Genomic DNA, 20,947 nt, shown 5'->3' on the forward strand with positions numbered 1-20,947 from the left:
CCGCTCACCGCACCGCGTGCAGCAGCTCCTCGCGGCGGGCGGCGAGGGTCGCCAGCCGCGCGGCCAGCTCGCGGTCGCGGCCGGCGAGGTAGCGACCGAGCTCACCCAGCCGGGCGCCCAGCCGACCGGCATCCGCCCGCGCCGTCGCGATGCGCCCCCGCACCATCCAGTCGCTGAAGATGTTGTCGAAGAGCACGTCGAACACGGCGAGCGACTCCGAGACCTCCACCCCGTCCACCGGCGCGGCGCCGATGTCGGCCAGCTCGACGGCGAGGTGCTCGAGGGCGCGGTTGGTGCGGGCGAAGGCGGCCGTGGCGGCATCGATGCGGTTGTGCTTCACGAGGTCGGTGAGGAATCCGCCGCCGAAGAACGTGTCGTAGGTCGACCAGCCGCCGGCGCTGTCGAGCTCGCCGAGCGCCTCCTGCAGCGCGGCCCCGGCGGTGCGCAGCGCCGCATGCGCCTCGCGCACCTCGCGACGCTGCGCCGCGGTGGCGCCCAGGTCGTCGGCGATCGCGGTCAGCTCGGCGGCGGCCGGTCCACCGGTGGCGCGCACCCGCTCGTCGAGGGCGGCCAGCGCCGCGGTGTGGCGGCCCTCCACGTCGCCGAGCTCGTCGCCTTCGCGGATGAGCGGCTCCGCCTCGGCCCGCGCCTGCGCGAGCCGCTTCTCGGCGGCGGCCACCGCCTGCGCGGCGGTGTCGCGCTCCGCCTTCTCGATCGCCAGGCGCTCCTCCGCGTCGCCGCGCAGCGTCGCCCACAGCCGGGAGGGCGAGAGCCGCTCGAGGCGCTCGACATCGGCCGCCTCGCCCACCAGCGTCTCGCGCAGGGCCTCGAGCTCGCGCTCACGGGTCTGCACGAGGTCGCCGGCGACGGCGAACCTCTCGTCGAGTTGGCGGCGGCGGGCGCGGGCCTCGGCGGCGGCGCGGAGGGCTTCGACAGGGGCGGTGAGGTCGTCGTCGGCGAGAGTCACCCTTTCAGCGTGCCATGCCCGCCCGTGCCCGGCACAAGACCGCATCCCCCCGCCCCGGCGGACGTGCGGGGCGGAGGGATGCGGGGTGTGGGGGGATCAGCCGGCGTAGGTCTCGAACTCGGCCACGCGGGGCTTGGCGGTCGCGCTCGTGATCTCGAAGTTGATCTTCTTCAGCGACGTGGCCGCGAAGCGGATCGTTCCGGCACCGGTGCCGGTGGCCAGCACCGCGCCGGTGTCGTTGTTGACGACCCGCCACGAGCCGATCGCACCGACGGCGCCGGCGGCCTCACGGATGACCACCGTCGACACGGTCTTGGCCGACGACCACTTCACCGAGATGCGACCCGTGTTCGACGAGGGCGACCAGTAGGTGCTGAGGCTGCCGTCGATCGCGTCGCCGTACCCGGTGCCGCTGGCCTTGCCCGAGCCGTCGGCCTCGGCGCCGCGGCTGAGGTTGGTGCCCGACGGGGCGCTCGGCGACGGGGTGGGGCTCGGCGCCGTGGGCGTCGGGGTGGGGGTGGTCGGCGGCGTGGTGGCCGTCGGGGTGGGGGTCGGGCTCGGGTTCTGCGGGGTGCACGACCCGTTCGAGACCTTCAGGCCCTTGTTCGCACCGGCCGTCGAGGCGACGATCCCGGGCACGCACGAGGCGGCATCCGCGGTGTACGCGTACGGGATCGACACCGTCGTGGTCGACACCGGGTTGGGGCCGGCCGGGTTGGTGTCCTCACCGCGCGGCGACCAGGTCACGTTGTCGAAGATGTTGCCGCTCACCTGCCAGGTGCCCGGCTGGTCGGTGTAGAAGGTGCCCAGCACGTCCTTCGAGTCCTCGAAGTAGTTGTTCTCGACCTTGGCCTGAGCGCCCGCGCGCGAGTTGATGCCCGACTCGTTGAGGCTCAGGTAGTGGTTGTTGAACATGTGGGCGATGCCGCCGCGCAGCAGCGGGGTGCGCGAATCGATGTTCTGGTACAGGTTGTGGTGGAAGGTCACGAACCCGTTCGCCCGGTCGCTCTCGCTCGAGCCGATGAGGCCGCCGCGACCCGAGTTGCGCAGGATGCTGTACGACAGGGTCACGTACTTCGTGTCGGCCTTCATGTCGAACAGGCCGTCGAAGCCGGCGCTCTCGCCGCCCGACGCCTCGAGGGTGGCGTGGTCGACCCAGACGTTGCGCACGCCGCTCTCCATGCCGATGGCGTCGCCGCCGTTGGAGGTGGGCGAGCCCGACTTCTTGACGTTCTTGACCGTGACGTTCTGGATGATGATGTTGCTCGACTCCCGGATGTGGATGCCGATCTGGTCAAACGTCGCGCCCGAGCCGACGCCGATGATCGAGACGTTGCTGATCTGCTTGAGCTCGATCACCCCCGCCGCCGTGCTGCAGCCGGCGCCCGACACCTTGGCGGTGTTGCCGACGGTCACGGTGCCCTGCACCTCGATCGTGATGGGGGTGCTCGGGGTGGCCCGGGCGCACAGGGCGGCGTGGATCTCGGTGCCGGTGGCGGCGCGGACGACCGTGCCGCCGGCGCCGCCGGTGGTGCCGCCGTTCTGGCTGGCGAAGCCGGTGGCACTGCCGGTGGCGGCGTTGGCGGCCGGGGCCGCGATGCCGATCAGGCCGGCGGCGATCAGGGCGGCACCGGCGGTGCCGGCGGCGATCGCGCGCCGCAGTCGGACTCTGTTCATGCTTTCGATCCTTCTCATCGTTGAGTGGGGTCACTCGTATCCGAGTCAGGGCAAGCGGGAGAGCATGCCCGCACCGGCCCAAGAACAGGGGGGAGGACCGGTGGGCTTGCTCGGCGTCCGCTCCGAGAAAGCGTTTTCTCGGCTATCATAGGTCGACGGTGCTCCCGGCTCAACCCCTTTCTCGAGGCGGCGGCGAACGGCCCGGCCCCGCACCTCCGCCACGGCGTAGCCTGGATGGGTGAGTTCACCAGCCACGACCCCCGCGCCGGCCGCGGTCACGCCCCCGACCGGGGCGCTCGATCCCGTCGCCCTGCGCGCCGACTTCCCGATCCTCGGCGAGCGGATCGGCGGGCACCGCCTCATCTACCTCGACTCGGCGGCGACGAGCCAGAAGCCCACCGCCGTCCTCGACGCCGAACGCGACTTCCTCACCCACGCCAATGCCGCCGTGCACCGCGGCGCGCACACCCTCGCCGCCGAGGCGACCGACCTGTTCGAAGACGCCCGCGCCACCGTCGCCGGGTTCGTCGGCGCCGGCCCCGACCAGCTCGTGTGGACCAGCGGCGCGACGATGGGGCTGAACCTCGTCGCCTACGCGATCGGCAACGCCACCGCCGGGCGCGGCGCCCCGGCATCCGCCCGCTTCGCCCTGCGCCCCGGCGACGAGATCGTCGTCACGGCGATCGAACACCACGCCAACCTCATCCCCTGGCAGGAGCTGGCGGCGCGCACCGGCACGGTGCTGCGGCACATCCCGGCACACGATGACGGCACGCTCGACCTGGATGCCGCGGCCGAGCTGATCGGGGCGCGCACCCGCATCGTCGCCTTCCCGCACGTGTCGAACGTGCTGGGCATCGTGAACCCGGTGGCAGAGCTCATCGCCCTCGCGCAGGAGGTGGGCGCGGTCACCGTCATGGACGCCTGCCAGTCGGCGCCGCACCTGCCGCTGGACCTCCCCACCCTGGGCGTGGACCTCGCCGTCTTCAGCGGCCACAAGATGATGGGCCCCTACGGGGTGGGCGGGCTCTACGGCCGCAGCGACGTGTTCGAGGCGCTGCCCCCGTTCCTCACCGGCGGCTCGATGATCACCACGGTCACCCTCGACGGCGCCGAGTACCTGCCGCCGCCGCAGCGCTTCGAGGCCGGCACCCAGCCGGTCGGGCCCGCCATCGGCCTGGCCGCGGCGGTGCGCTACCTCGACGGCGTGGGCCTCGCGAACATCCATGCCCACGAGGGCATGCTCGCCGCCCGCATGGGCGAGGGGCTCCGCGAGATCCCCGGCGTGCGCCTGCTCGGCGACGCCGCGGGGGTCGAGCGCGTGGGCCTGTGGTCGTTCGACGTCGACGGGGTGCACGCCCACGATGCCGGTCAGTTCCTCGACGCGCGCGGCATCGCGGTGCGGGTCGGCCACCACTGCGCCGCGCCGCTGCACACCCGCTACGGCATGACCGCCTCGGTGCGCGCCAGCGCCGCCCTCTACAACACGGTCGACGACGTCGACGAGTTCCTCGATGCCGTCCGCGGCATCCGCACCTATTTCGGAGCCGACGCATGAGCGATCTCGATGCCCTGTACCGCGAGCTGATCCTCGATCACTCCAAGAACCCGCAGCACTTCGGCCTGGCCGACGACGCGCCCCACTCGGGCACCTCGCACCAGAAGAACCCGGTGTGCGGCGACGAGATCACCCTGCGCGCCACCGTCGACGGCGAGCACATCACCGCGGTGACGTGGGAGGGTCGCGGCTGCTCGATCTCGCAGGCGTCGGCCTCGATGCTCGCCGACCTCGTCGTCGAGGAGGGCCTCGACCGCGCCGCCGCGAAGGAGCTGATCGACGGCTTCCGCGAGGCGCTGCGCTCCCGCGGCACCATCGAGCTCGACGAAGACACGTTCGGCGACGCCGCGGCGCTGTCGGGGGTGTCGAAGTTCTCGGCGCGGGTGAAGTGCGCGATGCTCGCGTGGGTCGCCCTCGAAGACGCCCTCGCCAAAGCGTGAGCACCGCCGTCTCGCCGAGTGCACGACCTGGCGTCGAGCACACGGCATCCGGACGGTGTGAAGGTCGTGCTCTCGGCGGGATGCCGTGCGCTCGGCGCACAGGAAGGAGTCGCTAGCGTGAGCGACATGACTCGAACCGCTCCGTCACTCCCGCACGTCGTGATCGTCGGCGGCGGGTTCGCCGGCATCAACGCGGCGCGCGCCCTGCGCGGCGCCCCCGTGCGGGTGACGCTGATCGACCGCCGGGTGTACAACACCTTCCAGCCGCTGCTGTACCAGGTGGCCACCGGCGGGCTGAACCCCGGCGACGTCACGCACTTCCTGCGGAGCCTGCGCATCGCGCAACCCAACCTCGACATCGTGCACGAGCACCTCATGGAGATCGACACGGCCGCGCGCACGGTGCGGCTGCTGGACGGTCAGACGATCGCCTTCGACTACCTGGTGCTGGCCAACGGCGTGACCACGGCCTACCACGGCACGCCGGGCGCGAAGGAGAACTCGTTCGCGGTCTATTCGCGGTCGCAGGCCATCGCCATCCGCGACACGCTCTTCACGCGCCTCGAGCGCGCCACCCAGCAGGGCGACCGGCGCCGGGGCCTGACCGTCGTGGTGATCGGCGGCGGCCCCACCGGCGTCGAGATGGCCGGCGCCCTGGCCGAACTGCGCGACCAGGGCCTGGAGCCGGCCTACCCCGAGCTCGAGGGCGACGCGTTCCGCATCGTGCTGGTGCAGCGCTCCGAAGAGATCCTCAAGCCCTTCACCCCGAAGCTGCGCCGCTATGCGAAGGCCGAGCTCGCCCGGCGCCATGTCGAGGTGCGGCTGGGCTCGGGGGTCGCCGAGGTGCGTGCGGATGCCGTCGCCCTGTCGGACGGCACCGTCATCCCCTCCGACCTCACGGTGTGGGCCACCGGCGTCGCACCCCACGAGGAGGTGCGGTTCTGGAACCTGCCGCTCGACGACGGCGACCGCATCCGCGTGGGCGAAGACCTGCAGGTCGAGGGCCTGCCGGGCATCTTCGCCGCGGGCGATGTGGCCATCGCCCCGCAAGACCTGCCGCAGCTGGCGCAGCCGGCCATTCAGGGCGGGGCGCACATCGGCCGGCAGATCCAGCGCATCCTGCGCGGCGAGCCCACCCAGCGCTTCGAGTACTACGACAAGGGGCAGCTGGCCATCATCGGCCGCCGCTCGGCGGTCGGCGAGGTGCCGGGACTGGCCAACCTGCCGGTGCTGCACCGCATCCCGGTGCTGCAGCGCGTGCCGCTGCTGCGCCGCATGATCGCCCTCACCGGCCGCTCCGCGTGGATGGCGTGGCTGTTCGTGCACATCACGAGCCTGCTGGGCCCGCGCAACAAGCTCACCGTCATGATCGGCCTCGTCGCCCGCTACGGGTCGGGCCTGTACCGCAAGCCGGTGCCGATCGTCGGCGACGTGCCCGCCATCCGCCCGTCGAAGGCCGAGCGGCTGCGCCTGCCCGAGCAGCAGCTCGAGGCCGTCGACGACGCGGCCGCCGAAGAGACCTCCGCCGCCACCGACTGACACCGCGAAGCGCCGGCCCGATGGTTCCGGGCCGGCGCTTCGTCGTGTGGTCAGCGGGTGCGGCGGCGGTAGATCGCCATCGCGCCGAAGAAGGCCGCGACGAGGATGCCGACCATCCAGGCCAGCGCGATCCAGATGTCGCCGGCCACGGGGGTGCCGCCCAGCAGCGCCCGGATGGTCTCGACGATCGGGGTGACGGGCTGGTTCTCGGCGAACCAGGCCACCGGCGCGGGCATCGTATCGGTGGGCACGAACGCCGAGCTGATGAACGGCAGGAAGATGAGCGGGTAGCTGAACGCGCTCGCGCCGTCGACCGTGGTCGCGGTGAGGCCGGCGATGACGGCCACCCAGGTGAGGGCCAGGGTGAACAGCACCAGGATGCCGGCCACGGCGAGCCACTCCCCCACCCCCGCCCCGCTGCGGAACCCCATCAGCAGGGCGACGCCCACCACGATCACCAGTGCGGTGATGTTGGCCACGAGCGAGGTGAGGGCGTGGGCCCACAGCACGCTCGAGCGGGCGATGGGCATCGACTGGAACCGCTCGACGATGCCGCCCTGCAGGTCGAGGAACAGCCGGTAGGACGTGTAGGCGATGCCCGAGGCCACGGTGATCAGCAGGATGCCCGGCAGCATGTAGTCGATGTACGACCCGCCGCCGGTGTTGATCGCCCCGCCGAAGACGTAGACGAACAGCAGCATCAGGGCCACGGGGGTGACCGCGGTGGTGATGATCGTGTCGGGGCTGCGCAGGATGTGGCGCAGCGACCGTCCGGTGAGGACGGAGGTGTCGTGGACGACAGCGGTGGCGACGGCGCTCATGCGGCCTTCTCTTCGGTGAGGGCGAGGAAGATCTCCTCGAGGGTGGGCTGCTTCTCGACGTACTCGACGGTCGCGGCGGGCAGCAGCTTCTTCAGTTCGGCGAGCGTGCCCTCCACGAGGATGCGCCCGCGGTGCAGGATCGCGATGCGGTCGGCCAGGTGCTCGGCCTCGTCGAGGTACTGCGTGGTCAGCAGCACGGTCGTGCCGGCGCCGGCGAGCGCCTGCACGGTCTGCCACACCTCGATGCGCGCCTGCGGGTCGAGACCCGTGGTCGGCTCGTCGAGGAAGATCACCGGCGGGTCGCCGATGAGGCTCATGGCGATGTCGAGCCGGCGCCGCATGCCCCCCGAGTAGGTGCCCGCGCGGCGGCTGCCCGCCTCGGTGAGCGAGAAGCGCGCGAGCAGGTCGTCGGCGATGACGCCGGGGCTGTGCAGGCGCCGCAGCTGGGCGACGAGCATCAGGTTCTCGCGGCCGGTGAGCACCTCGTCGACGGCGGCGAACTGACCGGTGAGGCTGATGGCCTCCCGCACCGTGTCCGGCGCCGTGGCGACGTCGTGCCCCGCGACGCTCGCGGTGCCGCCGTCTGCCCGCAGCAGGGTGGAGAGGATGCGCACGAGCGTCGTCTTGCCGGCGCCGTTGCCGCCCAGCAGGGCGAAGATGCTGCCCCGCTGCACCTCGAGGTCGACCCCGCGCAGCACCTCGAGCTCGCCGAACGACTTCTCGAGACCGCTCACGCGGATGGCGGGGGTGGATGCCGTGGTCATGAGGCACCGTCGCTTTCTGCAGCCCGGTCGATCTGCTCGATCAGCCGCGCACGCTCCTTGCGGATCCACTGCGCCTCGGCGTAGTTGGAGAGGAAGTCGTCGACGAACTCGACGGGGTTCTCGCCGACGATGGCGCGCACCGGGGTGCCGTCGGCGGCGGCGGCCTCGAACAGGGTCACGAGGTCGTCGAGCATCCGCACCAGGGTGCCGCCGTCGGAGACGCCACCGGCGATCATCAGGTAGCGGTCGAGGGCCTCGGCGGCGGTGCGGTAGGGGGCGGGCAGCGCGCGCACGCGCTCCTTGTACTGGCGGTACTGCTTCTTGTCTTCGAGCGATCCGGTGATCTTCTCGATCCATCCAGCGGCCATGTCATGCTCCTTCAGCGGTGGGGGTGGTGTGGAGCTGTTCCAGTCGGTCTGAGAGGAAGCTCCACGTCCTCCAGAACTCATCGAGCTGCCCGGTGCCCTGCGCGTTGAGGGTGAACACCTTGCGCGGCGGCCCCTTCTCGGAGGGCACCTTCTCGACGTCGACGAGGCCGCGCTGCTCGATGCGCAGCAGGAGGGCGTAGACGGTGCCCTCCGCGATGTCGACGAAGCCCTGGTCGCGCAGCCAGGCGGTGATCTCGTAGCCGTAGGCGGGACGGCGCGCGAGGATCGCGAGCACGATGCCCTCGAGCACGCCCTTGAGCATCTCGGTGGTCTGCTTTCCCATGCGGTCGTCCTCACTAGTCAGTGTTGCTTACTACCGGTACATAGTAAGCATGAGTACCGCTACTTGGCAACAGTGAGTACCAACTTCTCTGCGAGCGATCCGTGAGGACCGCGGCGCGAGCCGTAGGGAAACCGTGAGGATCACCCGGCGGCGCCCCCGGGCGGAGTTGTATCGGGAGCCGTGCCCACCGCGGGCACCCGCGCCACAGCGATCGCGCGGTCGAACGCTCCGGAGTCCCCCGTGCTCGATGTCCTCTTCCTCGCCGCGACGCTGGGGCTGTTCGCCCTCGTCGCGCTCATCGCCAAGGGGGTCGAGCGGCTGTGACCGTGATCTCGATCCTCGCCGCCGCCCTGGCCGTGGCCGCCGTCGTCTATCTCGTGATCGCCCTGGTGCGACCGGAGCGCTTCTGACATGGATGCCGCACAGCTCGGCTTCGCCGCCCTCTCGGCCGCCACCGTCCTCCTCCTGCTCGCCCTGCTGTACCGCCCGCTGGGCGACTACATCGCCCGGGTGTACACCTCCCCGCGCGACCTCGCCGTCGAGCGCGGCACCTACCGTCTCATCGGGGTCGACCCCCGCGCCGAGCAGACCTGGCAGGCCTACCTGCGCGGCGTGCTGCTGTTCTCGCTGGTGGGTGTGCTGCTGGTCTATGCGCTGCAGCGGATGCAGGAGGTGCTCCCCTACGCGCTCGGCCTCCCCGCCCCCAGCGAGCACCTCGCCTTCAACACCGCGATCTCGTTCGTGGCCAACACCAACTGGCAGTCGTACTCGCCCGAGCTCACCCTCGGCTACACCGCGCAGTTCGCGGGGCTCGCGGTGCAGAACTTCGTCTCCGCCGCCGTGGGCATCGCCGTGGCCATCGCCCTCGTGCGCGGCTTCGCGGCCCGCCGCAGCGGCACGATCGGCAACTTCTGGGTCGACCTCGTGCGCGGCACCTGGCGCCTGCTGCTGCCGCTGTCGGTGATCGCGGCGATCGTGCTGCTGATCGGCGGCGTCGCCCAGAACCTCAACGGCTTCACGGATGCCGCGACGCTGGCCGGCACCACCCAGTCGGTGCCCGGCGGGCCGGTGGCCGGTCAGGAGGCCATCAAGCTGCTCGGCACCAACGGCGGCGGCTTCTTCAACGCCAACTCCGCCCACCCGTTCGAAAACCCGACGCCGTGGACGAACCTCGTCGAGGTCTTCCTCATGCTGCTGATCCCGTTCGCGATGCCGCGTGCCTTCGGGCGGATGGTCGGCGACGACCGACAGGGGTATGCGATCGCCGCGGTCATGGCGGGCCTGTTCGTCGCCTCGCTCGCGCTCGGCACGTGGGCCGAGGCCGCCGGCGGCGGTCAGGCCGCGTCGCTGGCGGGGGCGGCGATGGAGGGCAAGGAGCTGCGCTTCGGCATCGGCGGCTCGACGCTGTTCACCTCGACGTCGACCCTCACCTCCACCGGCGCGGTCAACGCGATGCTCGACAGCTACACACCGCTGGGCGGCATGCTGCCGATGATCAACATGATGCTCGGCGAGATCGCCCCCGGCGGCGTCGGGGCGGGCCTGTACGGCATCCTCATCCTCGCCGTGCTGGCCGTGTTCGTCGGCGGTCTGCTGATCGGGCGCACCCCCGAGTACCTCGGGAAGAAGATCGGGCCGCGCGAGATCAAGCTGGCGAGCCTCTACATCCTGGTGACCCCGACGCTCGTGCTCGCCGGCACGGCGCTGAGCTTCGCGATCCCCGCGGTGCGCGCCGACGTCGAGGCGACCTCGATCTGGAACCCCGGGGTGCACGGACTGTCGGAGGTGCTCTACGCCTTCACCTCGGCGGCCAACAACAACGGGTCGGCCTTCGCCGGCCTCACCGCCAACACGCCGTGGTTCAACACGGCGCTGGGGGTGGCGATGCTGCTCGGCCGGTTCATCCCGATCGTGCTCGTTCTCGCCCTGGCCGGGTCGCTCGCCGCGCAAGACAAAGTGCCGGCGACCGTCGGCACCCTCCCCACCCACCGCCCGCAGTTCGCGGGCCTGCTGACGGGCGTCATCGTCATCGTCACCGCCCTCACCTACTTCCCGGTGCTCACCCTGGGACCGCTCGCCGAAGGACTCTCCTGACCATGCACACCGCGCAGACCACGACACCCTCCGCTCCCGCGCAGCCGGCACCGGCGGCCGGGGCGGCCCCCACCCCACCGCGCCGCGCGTTCGGCGCCGCGCAGATCGTCGCCGCCCTGCCGGGCGCGGTGCGCAAGCTCAACCCCGCGTCGCAGTGGCGCAACCCGGTGATGTTCCTGGTGTGGGTGGGCGCGGCCCTCACCACCCTCATCGCGATCGCCGAGCCCTTCCTGGGCGGGGCGCAGGCCTCGGGCGGGGCGGATGCGCCGTGGGGGTTCACCGCGGGCATCGCCCTCTGGCTGTGGCTCACGGTGTTCTTCGCGAACATCGCCGAGGCCGTCGCCGAGGGGCGCGGCAAGGCGCAGGCCGCCACGCTGCGCCAGACCCGCACCACCACGATCGCCCGCCGGGTGGACTCCTACGATCCGGCGACGGATGCCGCGGCCACCGGCGCCCCGACCGAGGAGGTGCCGTCGGCCCAGCTGCGGGTGGGCGATGTCGTCGTGGTCGAGACCGGGGAGCTCATCCCGGGCGACGGCGACATCGTGCACGGCATCGCCACCGTCGACGAGTCGGCGATCACCGGCGAGTCGGCCCCCGTCGTGCGGGAGTCCGGCGGCGACCGCAGCGCGGTGACCGGCGGCACGCGGGTGCTCAGCGACCGCATCGTGGTGCGGATCACCTCCCGCCCCGGCGAGACGTTCGTCGACCGCATGATCGCCCTCGTCGAGGGCGCCTCCCGTCAGCGCACCCCCAACGAGATCGCGCTGAACATCCTGCTGGCGAGCCTGTCGATCGTGTTCGTCGTCGTGGTGCTGGTGCTCAACCCGATCGCCTCCTACGCCGCCTCGCCGGTGTCGATCCCGGTGCTCATCGCCCTGCTCGTCTGCCTCATCCCCACCACGATCGGCGCGCTGCTGTCGGCGATCGGCATCGCCGGGATGGACCGGCTGGTGCAGCGCAACGTGCTGGCCCTCTCGGGCCGTGCGGTGGAGGCGGCGGGCGATGTGACCACGCTGCTGCTCGACAAGACCGGCACGATCACCTACGGCAACCGGCGCGCGACGGCCTTCGTCGCCGTCCCCGGCGCCGACGAGGACGAGCTCACCCGCGCCGCCGCACTGTCGTCGCTGGCCGACCCGACGCCGGAGGGCACTTCGGTGCTCGACCTGGCGGGGGCGGCCGGCATCGTCGCCCAGCTGCCCGCGGATGCCGTCACCGTGCCGTTCACGGCGCAGACCCGCATGAGCGGCGTCGACCTCGGCGACGGCACGCAGGTGCGCAAGGGCGCCGCGGGCGCGGTGCTCGCGTGGCTCGAGTCGTCGGGCGCCGACGTGGCGGCATCCGTGCGCGCCCAGCTCACCAGCGAGGCCGACCGCATCGCCCGCTCCGGCGGCACCCCGCTGGCCGTGGCGACCCGCGGGGCCGACGGCGCCGGGCGCGTGCTCGGAGTCATCCACCTGAAGGACGTCGTCAAGGAGGGGCTGCGCGAGCGGTTCGCCGAACTGCGGGCGATGGGCATCCGCACCGTCATGATCACCGGCGACAACCCGCTCACCGCGGCGGCCATCGCCGACGAGGCCGGTGTCGACGACTACCTCGCCGAGGCGACCCCCGAAGACAAGCTCGCCCTCATCCGCGCCGAGCAGAAGGGCGGCAACCTCGTCGCGATGACCGGCGACGGCACCAACGACGCCCCCGCCCTCGCGCAGGCCGACGTGGGCGTGGCGATGAACACCGGCACCTCGGCCGCCAAGGAGGCCGGCAACATGGTCGACCTCGACAGCGACCCGACCAAGCTCATCGACATCGTCCGCATCGGCAAGCAGCTGCTCATCACCCGCGGCGCGCTGACGACCTTCTCCCTGGCCAACGACATCGCCAAGTACTTCGCGATCATCCCCGCGATGTTCATGGGGGTCTTCCCCGGGCTCGCCGCGCTGAACATCATGCAGCTGAGCTCGCCGGCCTCGGCGGTCACCAGCGCGATCATCTTCAACGCGCTCGTGATCATCGTGCTCATCCCCCTCGCCCTGCGCGGCGTGCGCTACCGCGCTGCCGGCGCCGCGTCGATCCTCAGCCGCAACCTGCTGGTCTACGGTCTCGGCGGCGTGGTCGCGCCCTTCGTGGGCATCAAGCTGATCGACCTCGTCGTCAGCGTCATCCCGGGCTTCTGAGCCCCCGCATCCGCACCCGTCCCCGCACCCGCCCGAGAGGCCCTCATGTCCCCCACCCGCACCACCCTGCGCACCACCGGCGTCGCCGTCCGCGCGATGCTCGTCTTCACCGTCGTGCTCGGCCTCGGCTACACGTTCCTGCTCGTCGGCATCGGCCGGCTCGCCCTGCCCGACCAGGCCGACGGATCGCTCGTGCGCAGCGCCGACGGTCAGGTGATCGGCTCGCGCCTCATCGGCCAGTCGTTCACCGATGCGCAGGGCGCGGCCCTGCCGCAGTACTTCCAGTCCCGGCCGTCGGCCGCCGGCGACGGCTACGACGGCGGCGCCTCCAGTGGCTCCAACCTCGGCCCGAACAACGACGACCTGCTCGCCGCGATCGCCGAGCGCCGCGCCGCCGTCGCCGCCCTCGAAGGCGTCGATGAGGCGCGCGTGCCCGCCGACGCGGTCACCGCATCGGCCTCGGGCCTCGATCCGCACATCTCGGTGGCCTACGCCGAGCTGCAGGCGCCGCGCGTGGCCCGCGAGCGCGGGCTCACGGCATCCCGGGTCGATGAGCTCGTCGCCGCGCACACCACCGGCCGCGACCTCGGGTTCCTCGGCGAGCCGCGCGTCGACGTGCTCGCCCTGAACCTCGCCCTCGATGCGGAAGGCCGGTGACCCCCGTGGCCGCCGACCCCGTGGCCGCCGACTCCGTGGCCGCCGCGCCGGCCGCGCGTGCATAGGGTGAACCCATGAAGCGCGGCAGGCTGCGGGTGCTGCTGGGCGCCGCCCCCGGCGTCGGCAAGACCTACGAGATGCTCGAAGAGGGCCGCCGCCTGCTGGGCGGCGGCCTCGACGTCGTCGTCGCGGTCGTCGAGACCCACGGCCGCGCGGCGACCGCCGCCCAGGCCGAGGGGCTGCCGCTGGTGCCCCGCCGCGTCGTGCGGCACCGGGGCGTCGCGCTCGACGAGATGGACCTCGACGCGGTGCTCGCGCGCGCCCCGCAGCTGGCCCTCGTCGACGAACTCGCCCACACCAATGCCCCCGGCTCCGCCCACGCCAAGCGCTGGCAGGACGTCGAGGCGCTCCGCGACGCCGGCATCGATGTCATCACCACCGTCAACGTGCAGCACATCGAATCGCTCGGCGACGTCGTCGAGCAGATCACCGGCATCGCCCAGCGCGAGACCGTGCCGGATGCCGTCGTGCGCTCGGCCGATCAGATCGAGGTGGTCGACCTGGCCCCGCAGGCGCTGCGCGACCGCCTCACCGCCGGCGACGTGTATCCCGCCGAGCGCATCGACGCGGCCCTGTCGAACTACTTCCGGCTGGGCAACCTCACCGCCCTGCGCGAGCTCGCCCTGCTGTGGCTGGCCGACGAGGTCGACAGCGCCCTGCAGAGCTACCGCACCGAGCACGGCATCCGCGGCACCTGGCAGGCCCGTGAACGCGTGGTCGTCGCCCTCACCGGCGGCCCCGAGGGCGAGACCCTGGTGCGCCGCGGCGCGCGCATCGCGGCACGGTCGGCCGGCGGCGAACTGCTCGCCGTGCACGTGAGCGCGCAAGACGGGCTGCGCGAGCCGAGCCCCGGCGCCCTCACCGCCCAGCGCGCCCTCGTCGAGTCGCTCGGCGGCAGCTACCACCAGGTCGTCGGCTCCGACGTGCCGGCCGCCCTCGTCGAGTTCGCCCGGTCGGTCAACGCCTCGCAGCTCGTCATCGGGGTGAGCCGCCGCGGCCGCCTGGCCGCCGCCGTCACCGGCCCCGGCATCGGCGCCACCGTCATCCGCGCGTCGGGCGACATCGACGTGCACATCGTGTCGCACTCCGCCGCCGCCCGGCCCTTCACCCTGCCGCGGCGGGCGGGCGCGGCCCTCAGCATCCGTCGGCGCGTGCTCGGGTTCGCGCTCGCCCTCGTCGGCGGTCCGCTGCTGACGTGGCTGCTCGTGGCGCTGCGCAGCCCCGAGTCCATCACCAGCGATGTGCTGGCCTACCAGCTGCTGGTCGTGCTCGTCGCGCTGCTGGGCGGCATCTGGCCGGCCGTGTTCGCGGCGGTGATGTCGGGTCTCACCCTCGACTTCTTCTTCGTCGCGCCGCTGTACACCGTCACCGTCGCCGACCCGCTGCACGCCTGGGCGCTCACCCTCTATGTCGTCATCGCGCTGCTGGTGAGCGTCGTCGTCGACCAGGCCGCCCGGGCCACCCGCGCCGCCCGGCGCAGCGCCGCCGAGTCCGACCTGCTGGCCACCGTCGCCGGCAGCGTGCTGCGCGGGGAGGGCGCGCTCGATGCCCTCGTCAGCCGCACCCGCGAGTCGTTCGCCCTGGCGGGGGTGCGCCTCGTCGACGGCGAGGGCACGATCGCCAGCGACGGCGAGCCGCTGCGCGGCGACCGGCACACCGCGGTGCCCGTCGAGGGCGACACCGTGCTCGAGCTGCACGGCGCCCCGCTCGACGCCTCGGAGCGGCGCCTGCTGCAGGTGATCGTCACCCAGCTGAGCGCCGCGCTGCAGCAGCAGAAGCTCGAACGCACCGAGCATGCCGCCGATGTGCTGGCCGAGACCGACCAGGTGCGCTCGGCGCTGCTGTCGGCCGTCAGCCACGACCTGCGCCGCCCACTGGCTGCCGCCGTCGCCGCCGTCGGCGGGCTGCGCGCTGCCGGCACCGGGCTCAGCGACGACGACCGCCGCGAACTGCTCGTGACCGCCGACGAGTCGCTGTCGACCCTCACGGCGCTGGTCACCGACCTGCTCGACGTCAGCCGGGTCGAGGCGGGCGTGCTCGCCGTGTCGCTGGCCCCCGTCGACGCGGGCGGCGCGGTGCTGGCCGCCCTCGACGAGCTGGGGGCCGGCCCCGACCAGGTCGAGCTCGCCCTCGACCCGCAGCTGGGCGCACTCACCGCCGACCCCGTGCTGCTGCAGCGGGTGCTGGTCAACGTGCTCGCCAACGCCATGCGCGTCAGCCCCGACGGCATCCGCACCCGCGTGTCGACGAGCAGCCTCGGCGGCATCGCGCAGATCCGCATCGTCGATCACGGCCCCGGCATCGCCCCCGCACGCCGCGAGGAGATGTTCGCCCCGTTCCAGCGACTGGGCGACACCGACAACACGGTCGGGCTGGGGCTGGGCCTGGCCCTCTCGCGCGGGTTCACCGAAGGCATGGGCGGCACGCTGACCCCCGAAGACACCCCCGGCGGCGGGCTCACCATGGTGATCACGCTGCCCCTGGCCGAAGCGGAGACCGCGTGAAGATCCTCGTCGCCGATGACGACCCGCAACTGGTGCGGGCGCTGCGCATCACCCTCGCCGCGCACGGCTACGACGTGGTCGCCGCCGCCGACGGCCCCGCCGCGATCGCCCTCGCCGCCCGCGAGCACCCCGAACTGGTGCTGCTCGACCTCGGGATGCCGCGGCTGGACGGCGTCGAGGTCATCCACGCCCTGCGGGGGTGGACGCAGGTGCCGATCATCGTGGTGTCGGGCCGCACCGGCTCGGCCGACAAGGTCGACGCGCTCGACGCGGGCGCCGACGACTACATCACCAAGCCGTTCCAGATCGACGAGCTGCTGGCACGGCTGCGGGCGCTCGCCCGCCGCGCCGCGCCGGTGACCGGCGAGCCCGTGCTCGCCTTCGCCGACGTCGAGATCGACCTGGCCGCCAAGGCCGTCGAGCGCGGCGGCGAGCGCGTGCACCTGACCCCGACCGAGTGGCGGATGCTGGAGTTCCTGGCCCGGCATCCGGGCGCCCTCGTGACGCGCCAGACGCTGCTCAAGGAGATCTGGGCGAGCGACCAGGTGAGCGACTCGGGCTACCTCCGGCTGTACATGTCGCAGCTGCGCAAGAAGCTCGAGGCCGACCCGTCCGCCCCCCGGCACCTGCTCACCGAGTCCGGCATGGGCTACCGCCTCGTCCCCTGACACCCGCCCGCATTCCGCGAGATGGTGCACCTTCTCGGCGAAAAGGTGCACCATCTCGGCGCAGCGGGTCAGGCGGGGGCGAGGACCTTCTCTTCGAGACGCGCGTAGCTGGCTTCCATGCCGTCGGCCATGCCGGTGGCGAGGATCATGTCGCGGGTCTCCTTGTCGGGGTACTCGATGAGCAGGGTCAGCAGCGTCGCGCCGTCCTCCTCGTAGAGCTGCAGGTCGTTCGTCGTCGACGGACCCTCCATGCCGATCATCTTCTCGGTCGTCACGGCGCGGCGGGGCCGCTCGACCAGCAGGGCCTCGCCCTCGAAGCCGAAGGCGGTCTCGGGCGCGCCCTCCTGCTCCCACATCGACCGGTAGGCCTGGCCCACCTCGGTCGCCGGCTCGGCGACGGTCATGATCCACCCGTCGGGGCCCAGCAGCCACTGCTTCATGAGCTCGGGCTCGTGGTGCGCGCGCCACACGAGCTCGCGCGGGCCGTCGATCAGCCGCGTGATGCGCACGTGCACGTCGTCGAGCAGCTCCACCTGCGTGCCCTTGCCCTGCGCGTAGGCCCGCAGGTCCTGCAGCACGGCGTCGAGCTGGTCCATGGCCATGCGCGAGCCCTCGATGGCGCCCATCTCGATGGTCTGCTCGAGCGCCTCGTGCGAGACGAAGTAGGTCGTGTTCGTCATCTTCGACCCGGTGTCGGTCGCCTCGAACCGGAACACCATGCGCATCGCGGGGAACTCGGCGATCGGCGCGCCGTCTTCGTCGACGAACGAGTCGAGCACCTCGAAGGATGCCGGTGCGTCGATGCGCGTGAACTCCCAGCCGCCGCGCGAGACGTCGCCGGTGGGGCTGGTCATGTGGTACTTCGCATGGCCGCCGACGGTGAAGTCGAACGCGGTGAAGGTGGAGGGCCAGCCGGGAGGGCCCCAGAACCGCTCGAGCTGGCTCGGCTGTGTGAACGCCCGCCACAGCCGCTCGACGGGCGCGTCGAAGACGGCCTCGAGGGTCATGGTGAGCTTCTCGGGATCGGTCGTGATGTCGGTCACGGGCATGGCGTTCTCCTCTGTGAGTCCGCGGGGTTCCGCGGCGATGGGTGTGGGCGTATCAGTCGGGGTCGTCGGCGAGCAGGGCATCCAGTCGGTCGATGCGCTGACGCCAGAGGCTCTCGTAGCGCGACAGCAGCGCGCGGGCGCGGGCGATCATGACGGGGTCCGCGCGCACGAGGCGTTCGCGCCCCTCGGCGCGCTTGACGATGAGCTGCGCGGCCTCGAGCACGGCGACGTGCTTCTGCACCGCCGCGAACGACATGTCGTAGTCCGCGGCGAGCGCCGACACCGACTGCTCCCGCTCGATCGTGCGGCGCAGGATGTCGCGGCGGGTCGCCGCCGCGAGGGCGTGGAACACGCGGTCGGTCTGGTCATCGCTCAACTCTGTTTCTACAACCATTTGGTTGTACGTTAGACCCGCGGATGCCGGGTGTCAACCCCTTTCCCCGCTCGCCGCGCCGGCGGCATCCTGAAGGTCGGAGAGGAGCCGACATGACCACCGACGACCAGAACCCCGACGCTCAGAACCCCGACGCTCAGAACCCCGACGCTCAGAACCCCGAGCCCGACACCGCCGACCTCGAGAAGCCGAGCACCGAGAAGAAGCCCGGCGAAGAGCCGAAGGCGCCCGCGAAGAACGAGCCCGAGCCCAGCCACGAGGCCGTGGGCCTCGGCGTCGTCCACGACGACGGCGCCTGACCGGCCCCGACGGCGCCGCGGCGCGCCTCAACCCGCGAGGGTCAGGGGACGAGCGCCCCGTCGCCCTCGACCCGCTCGTGCGGCGGCCGCACGAGCACGCTGTCGAGCAGCGCCGCGCCCCACACCGCGGCGAGCCCGGCCACGATGACCGTGCCCTGCATCACCAGCGCATAGCCGCCGCTGGAGAAGTTCGCCTGGATGAGGATCGGCGCGATCAGCGGCGGCAACGCGGCCACGGCGACGACCAGCCAGGTGAGCGGATGCCGGCCGCGCGCGATGACCCAGCCGCCGACGGACGCCAGCAGCGCCACGAACCCCTGATTGAGCACGAAGTCCCACAGGGCCGGGGGCTGGGTGAGGGTGCCGTCGCCGCGCTCGAGGCCGAGGGCCGCCCACAGGAACAGCACGACGCACACGAGCGTCACCCCGGCCAGGCGCCGCGTGCCGCTGGTGGGCAGCAGCCACAGGGCGGTGACCATCGCGCCCAGGATGATCACGAACTGCACGAGGTTCACCAGGGGGGCGTCGTTGCGGATGGTGCCCGCGTAGGTCTCGGACTGCACGATCGCCGAGAAGTCGGTCGCGGTGACCAGGTAGGTCGCGAACAGCATCGCCACCACCGCCGCTCCATAGCGGGCGGAGCGGTCGAAGGGCAGTGTCGGGGCCATGGCGCGAGGCTAGCCGATCGCCTCCCCCTAGAATCGCAGGACATCCGGAGGGGGCCATGGCGGGACAGCGTGACGAGGCGAGAGGCCCGGTGCCGACCGACGCGCAGTGGGCGAGCGAGAAGCCCTCGCGGCGCGACTTCCTGCGGCGCGCGGGCATCGGGGCCGCCGGCGTCGCCATCGGCGGGTCGGCGGGTGCGGCGATCACCGCCGCGGCCACCGCGCATCCGCCCGAGTACGCCCCGCTCGCCCCGCGCGCGGTGCCCGGCTTCGACCACGTCGTGGTGGTGATGTTCGAGAACCGCAGCTTCGACAACATGCTCGGCCACCTCTACGCGTCCGGCGAGAAGACCCGCAGCCAGTTCGACGGCATCCCGCAGGGCGACTACGCCAACACCGCCCCCGACGGCACGCGCATCGCCGCGCACATCTACTCGGGACCCACCGATTCGGTGATGCAGCAGCCGCACCCCGACCCGGGCGAGACCTACCCCCACGTCAACACCCAGCTCTTCGGCAACGTCGCCCCGGCATCCAACGCTTACATCGAGCGCTACGGGCAGCGCCACCCCTACAACGCCCCCTCGCGCGGCCAGGAGGCGACCGGCACCGGGTTCGCGCTCGACTACGAGATCACCTTCCGGCTCAGCAAGAAGCGCGAACCGACCCCGGCCGAGGTCGCGGTGTCGATGGGCGGCTTCTCACCCGAGCAGATGCCGGTGCTGTCCACCCTCGCCCGCGAGTTCGCGGTCTACGACCGGTGGTTCGCCGCGGTGCCGTCGCAGACCTTCTGCAACCGCAGCTTCTTCCACGCCTCCACCTCGCACGGATACGTCGTCAACCACACCGGCGACGACTACTACAAGTGGGTCGACGCCCCACCGGCGCCGACGATCTTCAACCGCCTCGAGGATGCCGGGCTCACCTGGCGCGTGTACTACGACGCCACCCAGCTGGTCTCCCTGACCGGGATGCTGCACGCCTCGGTGCTGGAGAAGTACTGGAAGTCGAACTTCCGCGAGATGGGGCAGTTCTACCTCGACGCCAAGGCCGGCAACCTGCCCCAGTACGCGTTCATCGAACCGCGCATGGTGTTCAACCACAACGACATGCACCCGCCGTGGGGCGAGGTGAAAGAGGGCGAGATCACCCTCGACGACGGCACGAAGCTGCGGATCTCCAACAGCGCCGAATCCGACGTGCGCGCCGGCGACAAGCTCGTGCAAGACGTCTACGACGCCGTGCGCACCGGCACGACGGCCGCCGGCTCCAACGCGATGAACACCGCGCTGGTGATCACCTTCGACGAGCACGGCGGCACCTACGACCACGTCGCCCCGCCCAGCGCCGTGCCGCCCGACAGCAGCGGGCCCGGCGAGATGGGCTTCACGTTCGACCGGCTGGGGCTGCGGGTGCCGGCGATCGTGGTCAGCGCCTACACCCAGGCGGGCACCGTGGTGCACGACGAGATGCACCACGGGTCGGTCATCAACACCCTGTGCCGCCTGCACGGGCTGCGGCCGCTGACCGCGCGCGACCAGTCCGCCAACCCGATCTTCAACGCGGTGAACCTCACCGTGCCCCGCCAGCCCTACAGCTGGCCGCGGCCGCAGGCGCTGTACGTGCCGCCCAACCCCGAGCGCGGCACCGGCAAGTCCGGCGACGACAAGCACCACGCCCGCCCGCTCACCTCCCCCGCCCGGGGTCTGCTGGGCCTGCTCTCGTCGCGCTTCGACCCGGGCGCCAAGGTGCCCGTCAACTACGGCGAGGCCTACGACGCGCTCGTCGACAAGGGCGACGGACTGTTCGGAACGTGGGATGCCGACGGCGACGCCGAGGACGCCCTCGACCACCGGCGACGCTGACCGCGCCCGGTGCGGACTCCCGCGCGGACGGCGGCAAC

The 20,947-nt window shown here is 72.1% G+C and carries 21 protein-coding genes; 12 read left to right on the plus strand and 9 right to left on the minus strand.

Annotated features, from left to right (window positions below; all coding sequences use genetic code 11):
- Positions 1–4 precede the first annotated feature (4 nt).
- A complete protein-coding gene (locus N3K63_RS03690; protein WP_261578638.1) occupies positions 5–967 on the minus strand; it encodes a hypothetical protein in 963 nt (320 codons plus the stop codon).
- A gap of 96 nt (positions 968–1,063) precedes the next feature.
- Positions 1,064–2,644 carry a pectate lyase family protein gene (locus tag N3K63_RS03695; RefSeq protein WP_261578639.1) on the minus strand — a complete coding sequence of 527 codons (1,581 nt, stop codon included), beginning with the start codon at positions 2,642–2,644 and terminating at the stop codon, positions 1,064–1,066.
- Positions 2,645–2,882: 238 nt separating this feature from the next.
- Here N3K63_RS03695 and N3K63_RS03700 point away from each other — a divergent pair, with 238 nt between their 5' ends.
- From N3K63_RS03700 to N3K63_RS03710, 3 genes are all read left to right on the plus strand, one after another.
- Positions 2,883–4,202 (plus strand): SufS family cysteine desulfurase, encoded by a 1,320-nt coding sequence (locus tag N3K63_RS03700; RefSeq protein WP_261578640.1) that lies wholly within the window; start codon positions 2,883–2,885, stop codon positions 4,200–4,202.
- A complete protein-coding gene (gene sufU / locus N3K63_RS03705; RefSeq protein WP_261578641.1) occupies positions 4,199–4,642 on the plus strand; it encodes a Fe-S cluster assembly sulfur transfer protein SufU in 444 nt (147 codons plus the stop codon). The genes N3K63_RS03700 and sufU overlap by 4 nt, the downstream gene beginning before the upstream one ends.
- Before the next feature lie 126 nt (positions 4,643–4,768).
- Positions 4,769–6,181 carry an NAD(P)/FAD-dependent oxidoreductase gene (locus N3K63_RS03710; RefSeq protein ID WP_261578642.1) on the plus strand — a complete coding sequence of 471 codons (1,413 nt, stop codon included), beginning with the start codon at positions 4,769–4,771 and terminating at the stop codon, positions 6,179–6,181.
- Between the two features lie 50 nt (positions 6,182–6,231).
- On the opposite strand, the gene N3K63_RS03715 is transcribed toward N3K63_RS03710, so the two are convergent.
- From N3K63_RS03715 to N3K63_RS03730, 4 genes are read right to left on the minus strand one after another with little or no spacing between them, the layout of a single operon-like run.
- The gene (locus tag N3K63_RS03715) at positions 6,232–7,002 is read right to left on the minus strand and encodes an ABC transporter permease (protein ID WP_261578643.1); all 771 of its coding nucleotides are present in this window, start codon (positions 7,000–7,002) and stop codon (positions 6,232–6,234) included.
- On the minus strand, positions 6,999–7,766 hold the full coding sequence (locus N3K63_RS03720) for an ABC transporter ATP-binding protein (RefSeq protein ID WP_261578644.1): 768 nt from the start codon (positions 7,764–7,766) through the stop codon (positions 6,999–7,001). Before N3K63_RS03720 ends, N3K63_RS03715 begins: the two co-directional genes overlap by 4 nt.
- Complete coding sequence (locus N3K63_RS03725; RefSeq protein WP_261578645.1) at positions 7,763–8,134, minus strand: DUF1048 domain-containing protein; 372 nt, start codon at positions 8,132–8,134, stop codon at positions 7,763–7,765. Before N3K63_RS03725 ends, N3K63_RS03720 begins: the two co-directional genes overlap by 4 nt.
- Before the next feature lies 1 nt (position 8,135).
- The gene (locus N3K63_RS03730; protein WP_261578646.1) at positions 8,136–8,477 is read right to left on the minus strand and encodes a PadR family transcriptional regulator; all 342 of its coding nucleotides are present in this window, start codon (positions 8,475–8,477) and stop codon (positions 8,136–8,138) included.
- A gap of 180 nt (positions 8,478–8,657) precedes the next feature.
- Here N3K63_RS03730 and N3K63_RS03735 point away from each other — a divergent pair, with 180 nt between their 5' ends.
- The 7 genes from N3K63_RS03735 (at position 8,658) to N3K63_RS03765 (ending at position 16,637) form a co-directional block, all read left to right on the plus strand.
- Entirely contained in the window at positions 8,658–8,801 is a 144-nt protein-coding gene (locus N3K63_RS03735; protein ID WP_261578647.1) for a hypothetical protein, read from the plus strand.
- Positions 8,798–8,887, plus strand: coding sequence for a potassium-transporting ATPase subunit F (locus tag N3K63_RS03740; protein ID WP_261578648.1), 90 nt, complete (start codon positions 8,798–8,800; stop codon positions 8,885–8,887). The genes N3K63_RS03735 and N3K63_RS03740 overlap by 4 nt, the downstream gene beginning before the upstream one ends.
- 1 nt (position 8,888) lies before the next feature.
- A complete protein-coding gene (kdpA, locus tag N3K63_RS03745) occupies positions 8,889–10,571 on the plus strand; it encodes a potassium-transporting ATPase subunit KdpA (protein ID WP_261578649.1) in 1,683 nt (560 codons plus the stop codon).
- 2 nt (positions 10,572–10,573) lie between these two features.
- The gene (kdpB, locus tag N3K63_RS03750) at positions 10,574–12,748 is read left to right on the plus strand and encodes a potassium-transporting ATPase subunit KdpB (protein WP_261578650.1); all 2,175 of its coding nucleotides are present in this window, start codon (positions 10,574–10,576) and stop codon (positions 12,746–12,748) included.
- A gap of 45 nt (positions 12,749–12,793) precedes the next feature.
- The gene (gene kdpC, locus N3K63_RS03755) at positions 12,794–13,405 is read left to right on the plus strand and encodes a K(+)-transporting ATPase subunit C (RefSeq protein WP_261578651.1); all 612 of its coding nucleotides are present in this window, start codon (positions 12,794–12,796) and stop codon (positions 13,403–13,405) included.
- A 74-nt stretch (positions 13,406–13,479) separates the two neighbouring features.
- The gene (locus N3K63_RS03760) at positions 13,480–15,969 is read left to right on the plus strand and encodes a DUF4118 domain-containing protein (RefSeq protein ID WP_261578652.1); all 2,490 of its coding nucleotides are present in this window, start codon (positions 13,480–13,482) and stop codon (positions 15,967–15,969) included.
- Complete coding sequence (locus N3K63_RS03765) at positions 15,966–16,637, plus strand: response regulator (protein WP_261578653.1); 672 nt, start codon at positions 15,966–15,968, stop codon at positions 16,635–16,637. The genes N3K63_RS03760 and N3K63_RS03765 overlap by 4 nt, the downstream gene beginning before the upstream one ends.
- Before the next feature lie 68 nt (positions 16,638–16,705).
- Here N3K63_RS03765 and N3K63_RS03770 read toward each other — a convergent pair whose 3' ends face one another.
- Together N3K63_RS03770 and N3K63_RS03775 are read right to left on the minus strand one after the other, a co-directional pair.
- Positions 16,706–17,686: an SRPBCC family protein gene (locus N3K63_RS03770; protein WP_261578654.1), complete on the minus strand. Its 981-nt coding sequence runs from the start codon at positions 17,684–17,686 to the stop codon at positions 16,706–16,708.
- A gap of 52 nt (positions 17,687–17,738) precedes the next feature.
- Positions 17,739–18,080: an ArsR/SmtB family transcription factor gene (locus tag N3K63_RS03775; protein WP_261578655.1), complete on the minus strand. Its 342-nt coding sequence runs from the start codon at positions 18,078–18,080 to the stop codon at positions 17,739–17,741.
- Between the two features lie 92 nt (positions 18,081–18,172).
- On the opposite strand from N3K63_RS03775, the gene N3K63_RS03780 reads away from it, so the two are divergent.
- A complete protein-coding gene (locus tag N3K63_RS03780) occupies positions 18,173–18,379 on the plus strand; it encodes a hypothetical protein (protein ID WP_261578656.1) in 207 nt (68 codons plus the stop codon).
- Between the two features lie 41 nt (positions 18,380–18,420).
- Here N3K63_RS03780 and N3K63_RS03785 read toward each other — a convergent pair whose 3' ends face one another.
- Positions 18,421–19,047: a hypothetical protein gene (locus tag N3K63_RS03785; RefSeq protein ID WP_261578657.1), complete on the minus strand. Its 627-nt coding sequence runs from the start codon at positions 19,045–19,047 to the stop codon at positions 18,421–18,423.
- 56 nt (positions 19,048–19,103) lie between these two features.
- Between N3K63_RS03785 and N3K63_RS03790 the strand changes: the two genes are divergently transcribed.
- Positions 19,104–20,909 carry an alkaline phosphatase family protein gene (locus N3K63_RS03790; RefSeq protein ID WP_261578658.1) on the plus strand — a complete coding sequence of 602 codons (1,806 nt, stop codon included), beginning with the start codon at positions 19,104–19,106 and terminating at the stop codon, positions 20,907–20,909.
- The last annotated feature ends 38 nt before the right edge of the window (positions 20,910–20,947 follow it).

It is taken from the genome of Microbacterium festucae (assembly GCF_025421715.1).
Classification (GTDB): domain Bacteria; phylum Actinomycetota; class Actinomycetes; order Actinomycetales; family Microbacteriaceae; genus Microbacterium; species Microbacterium festucae.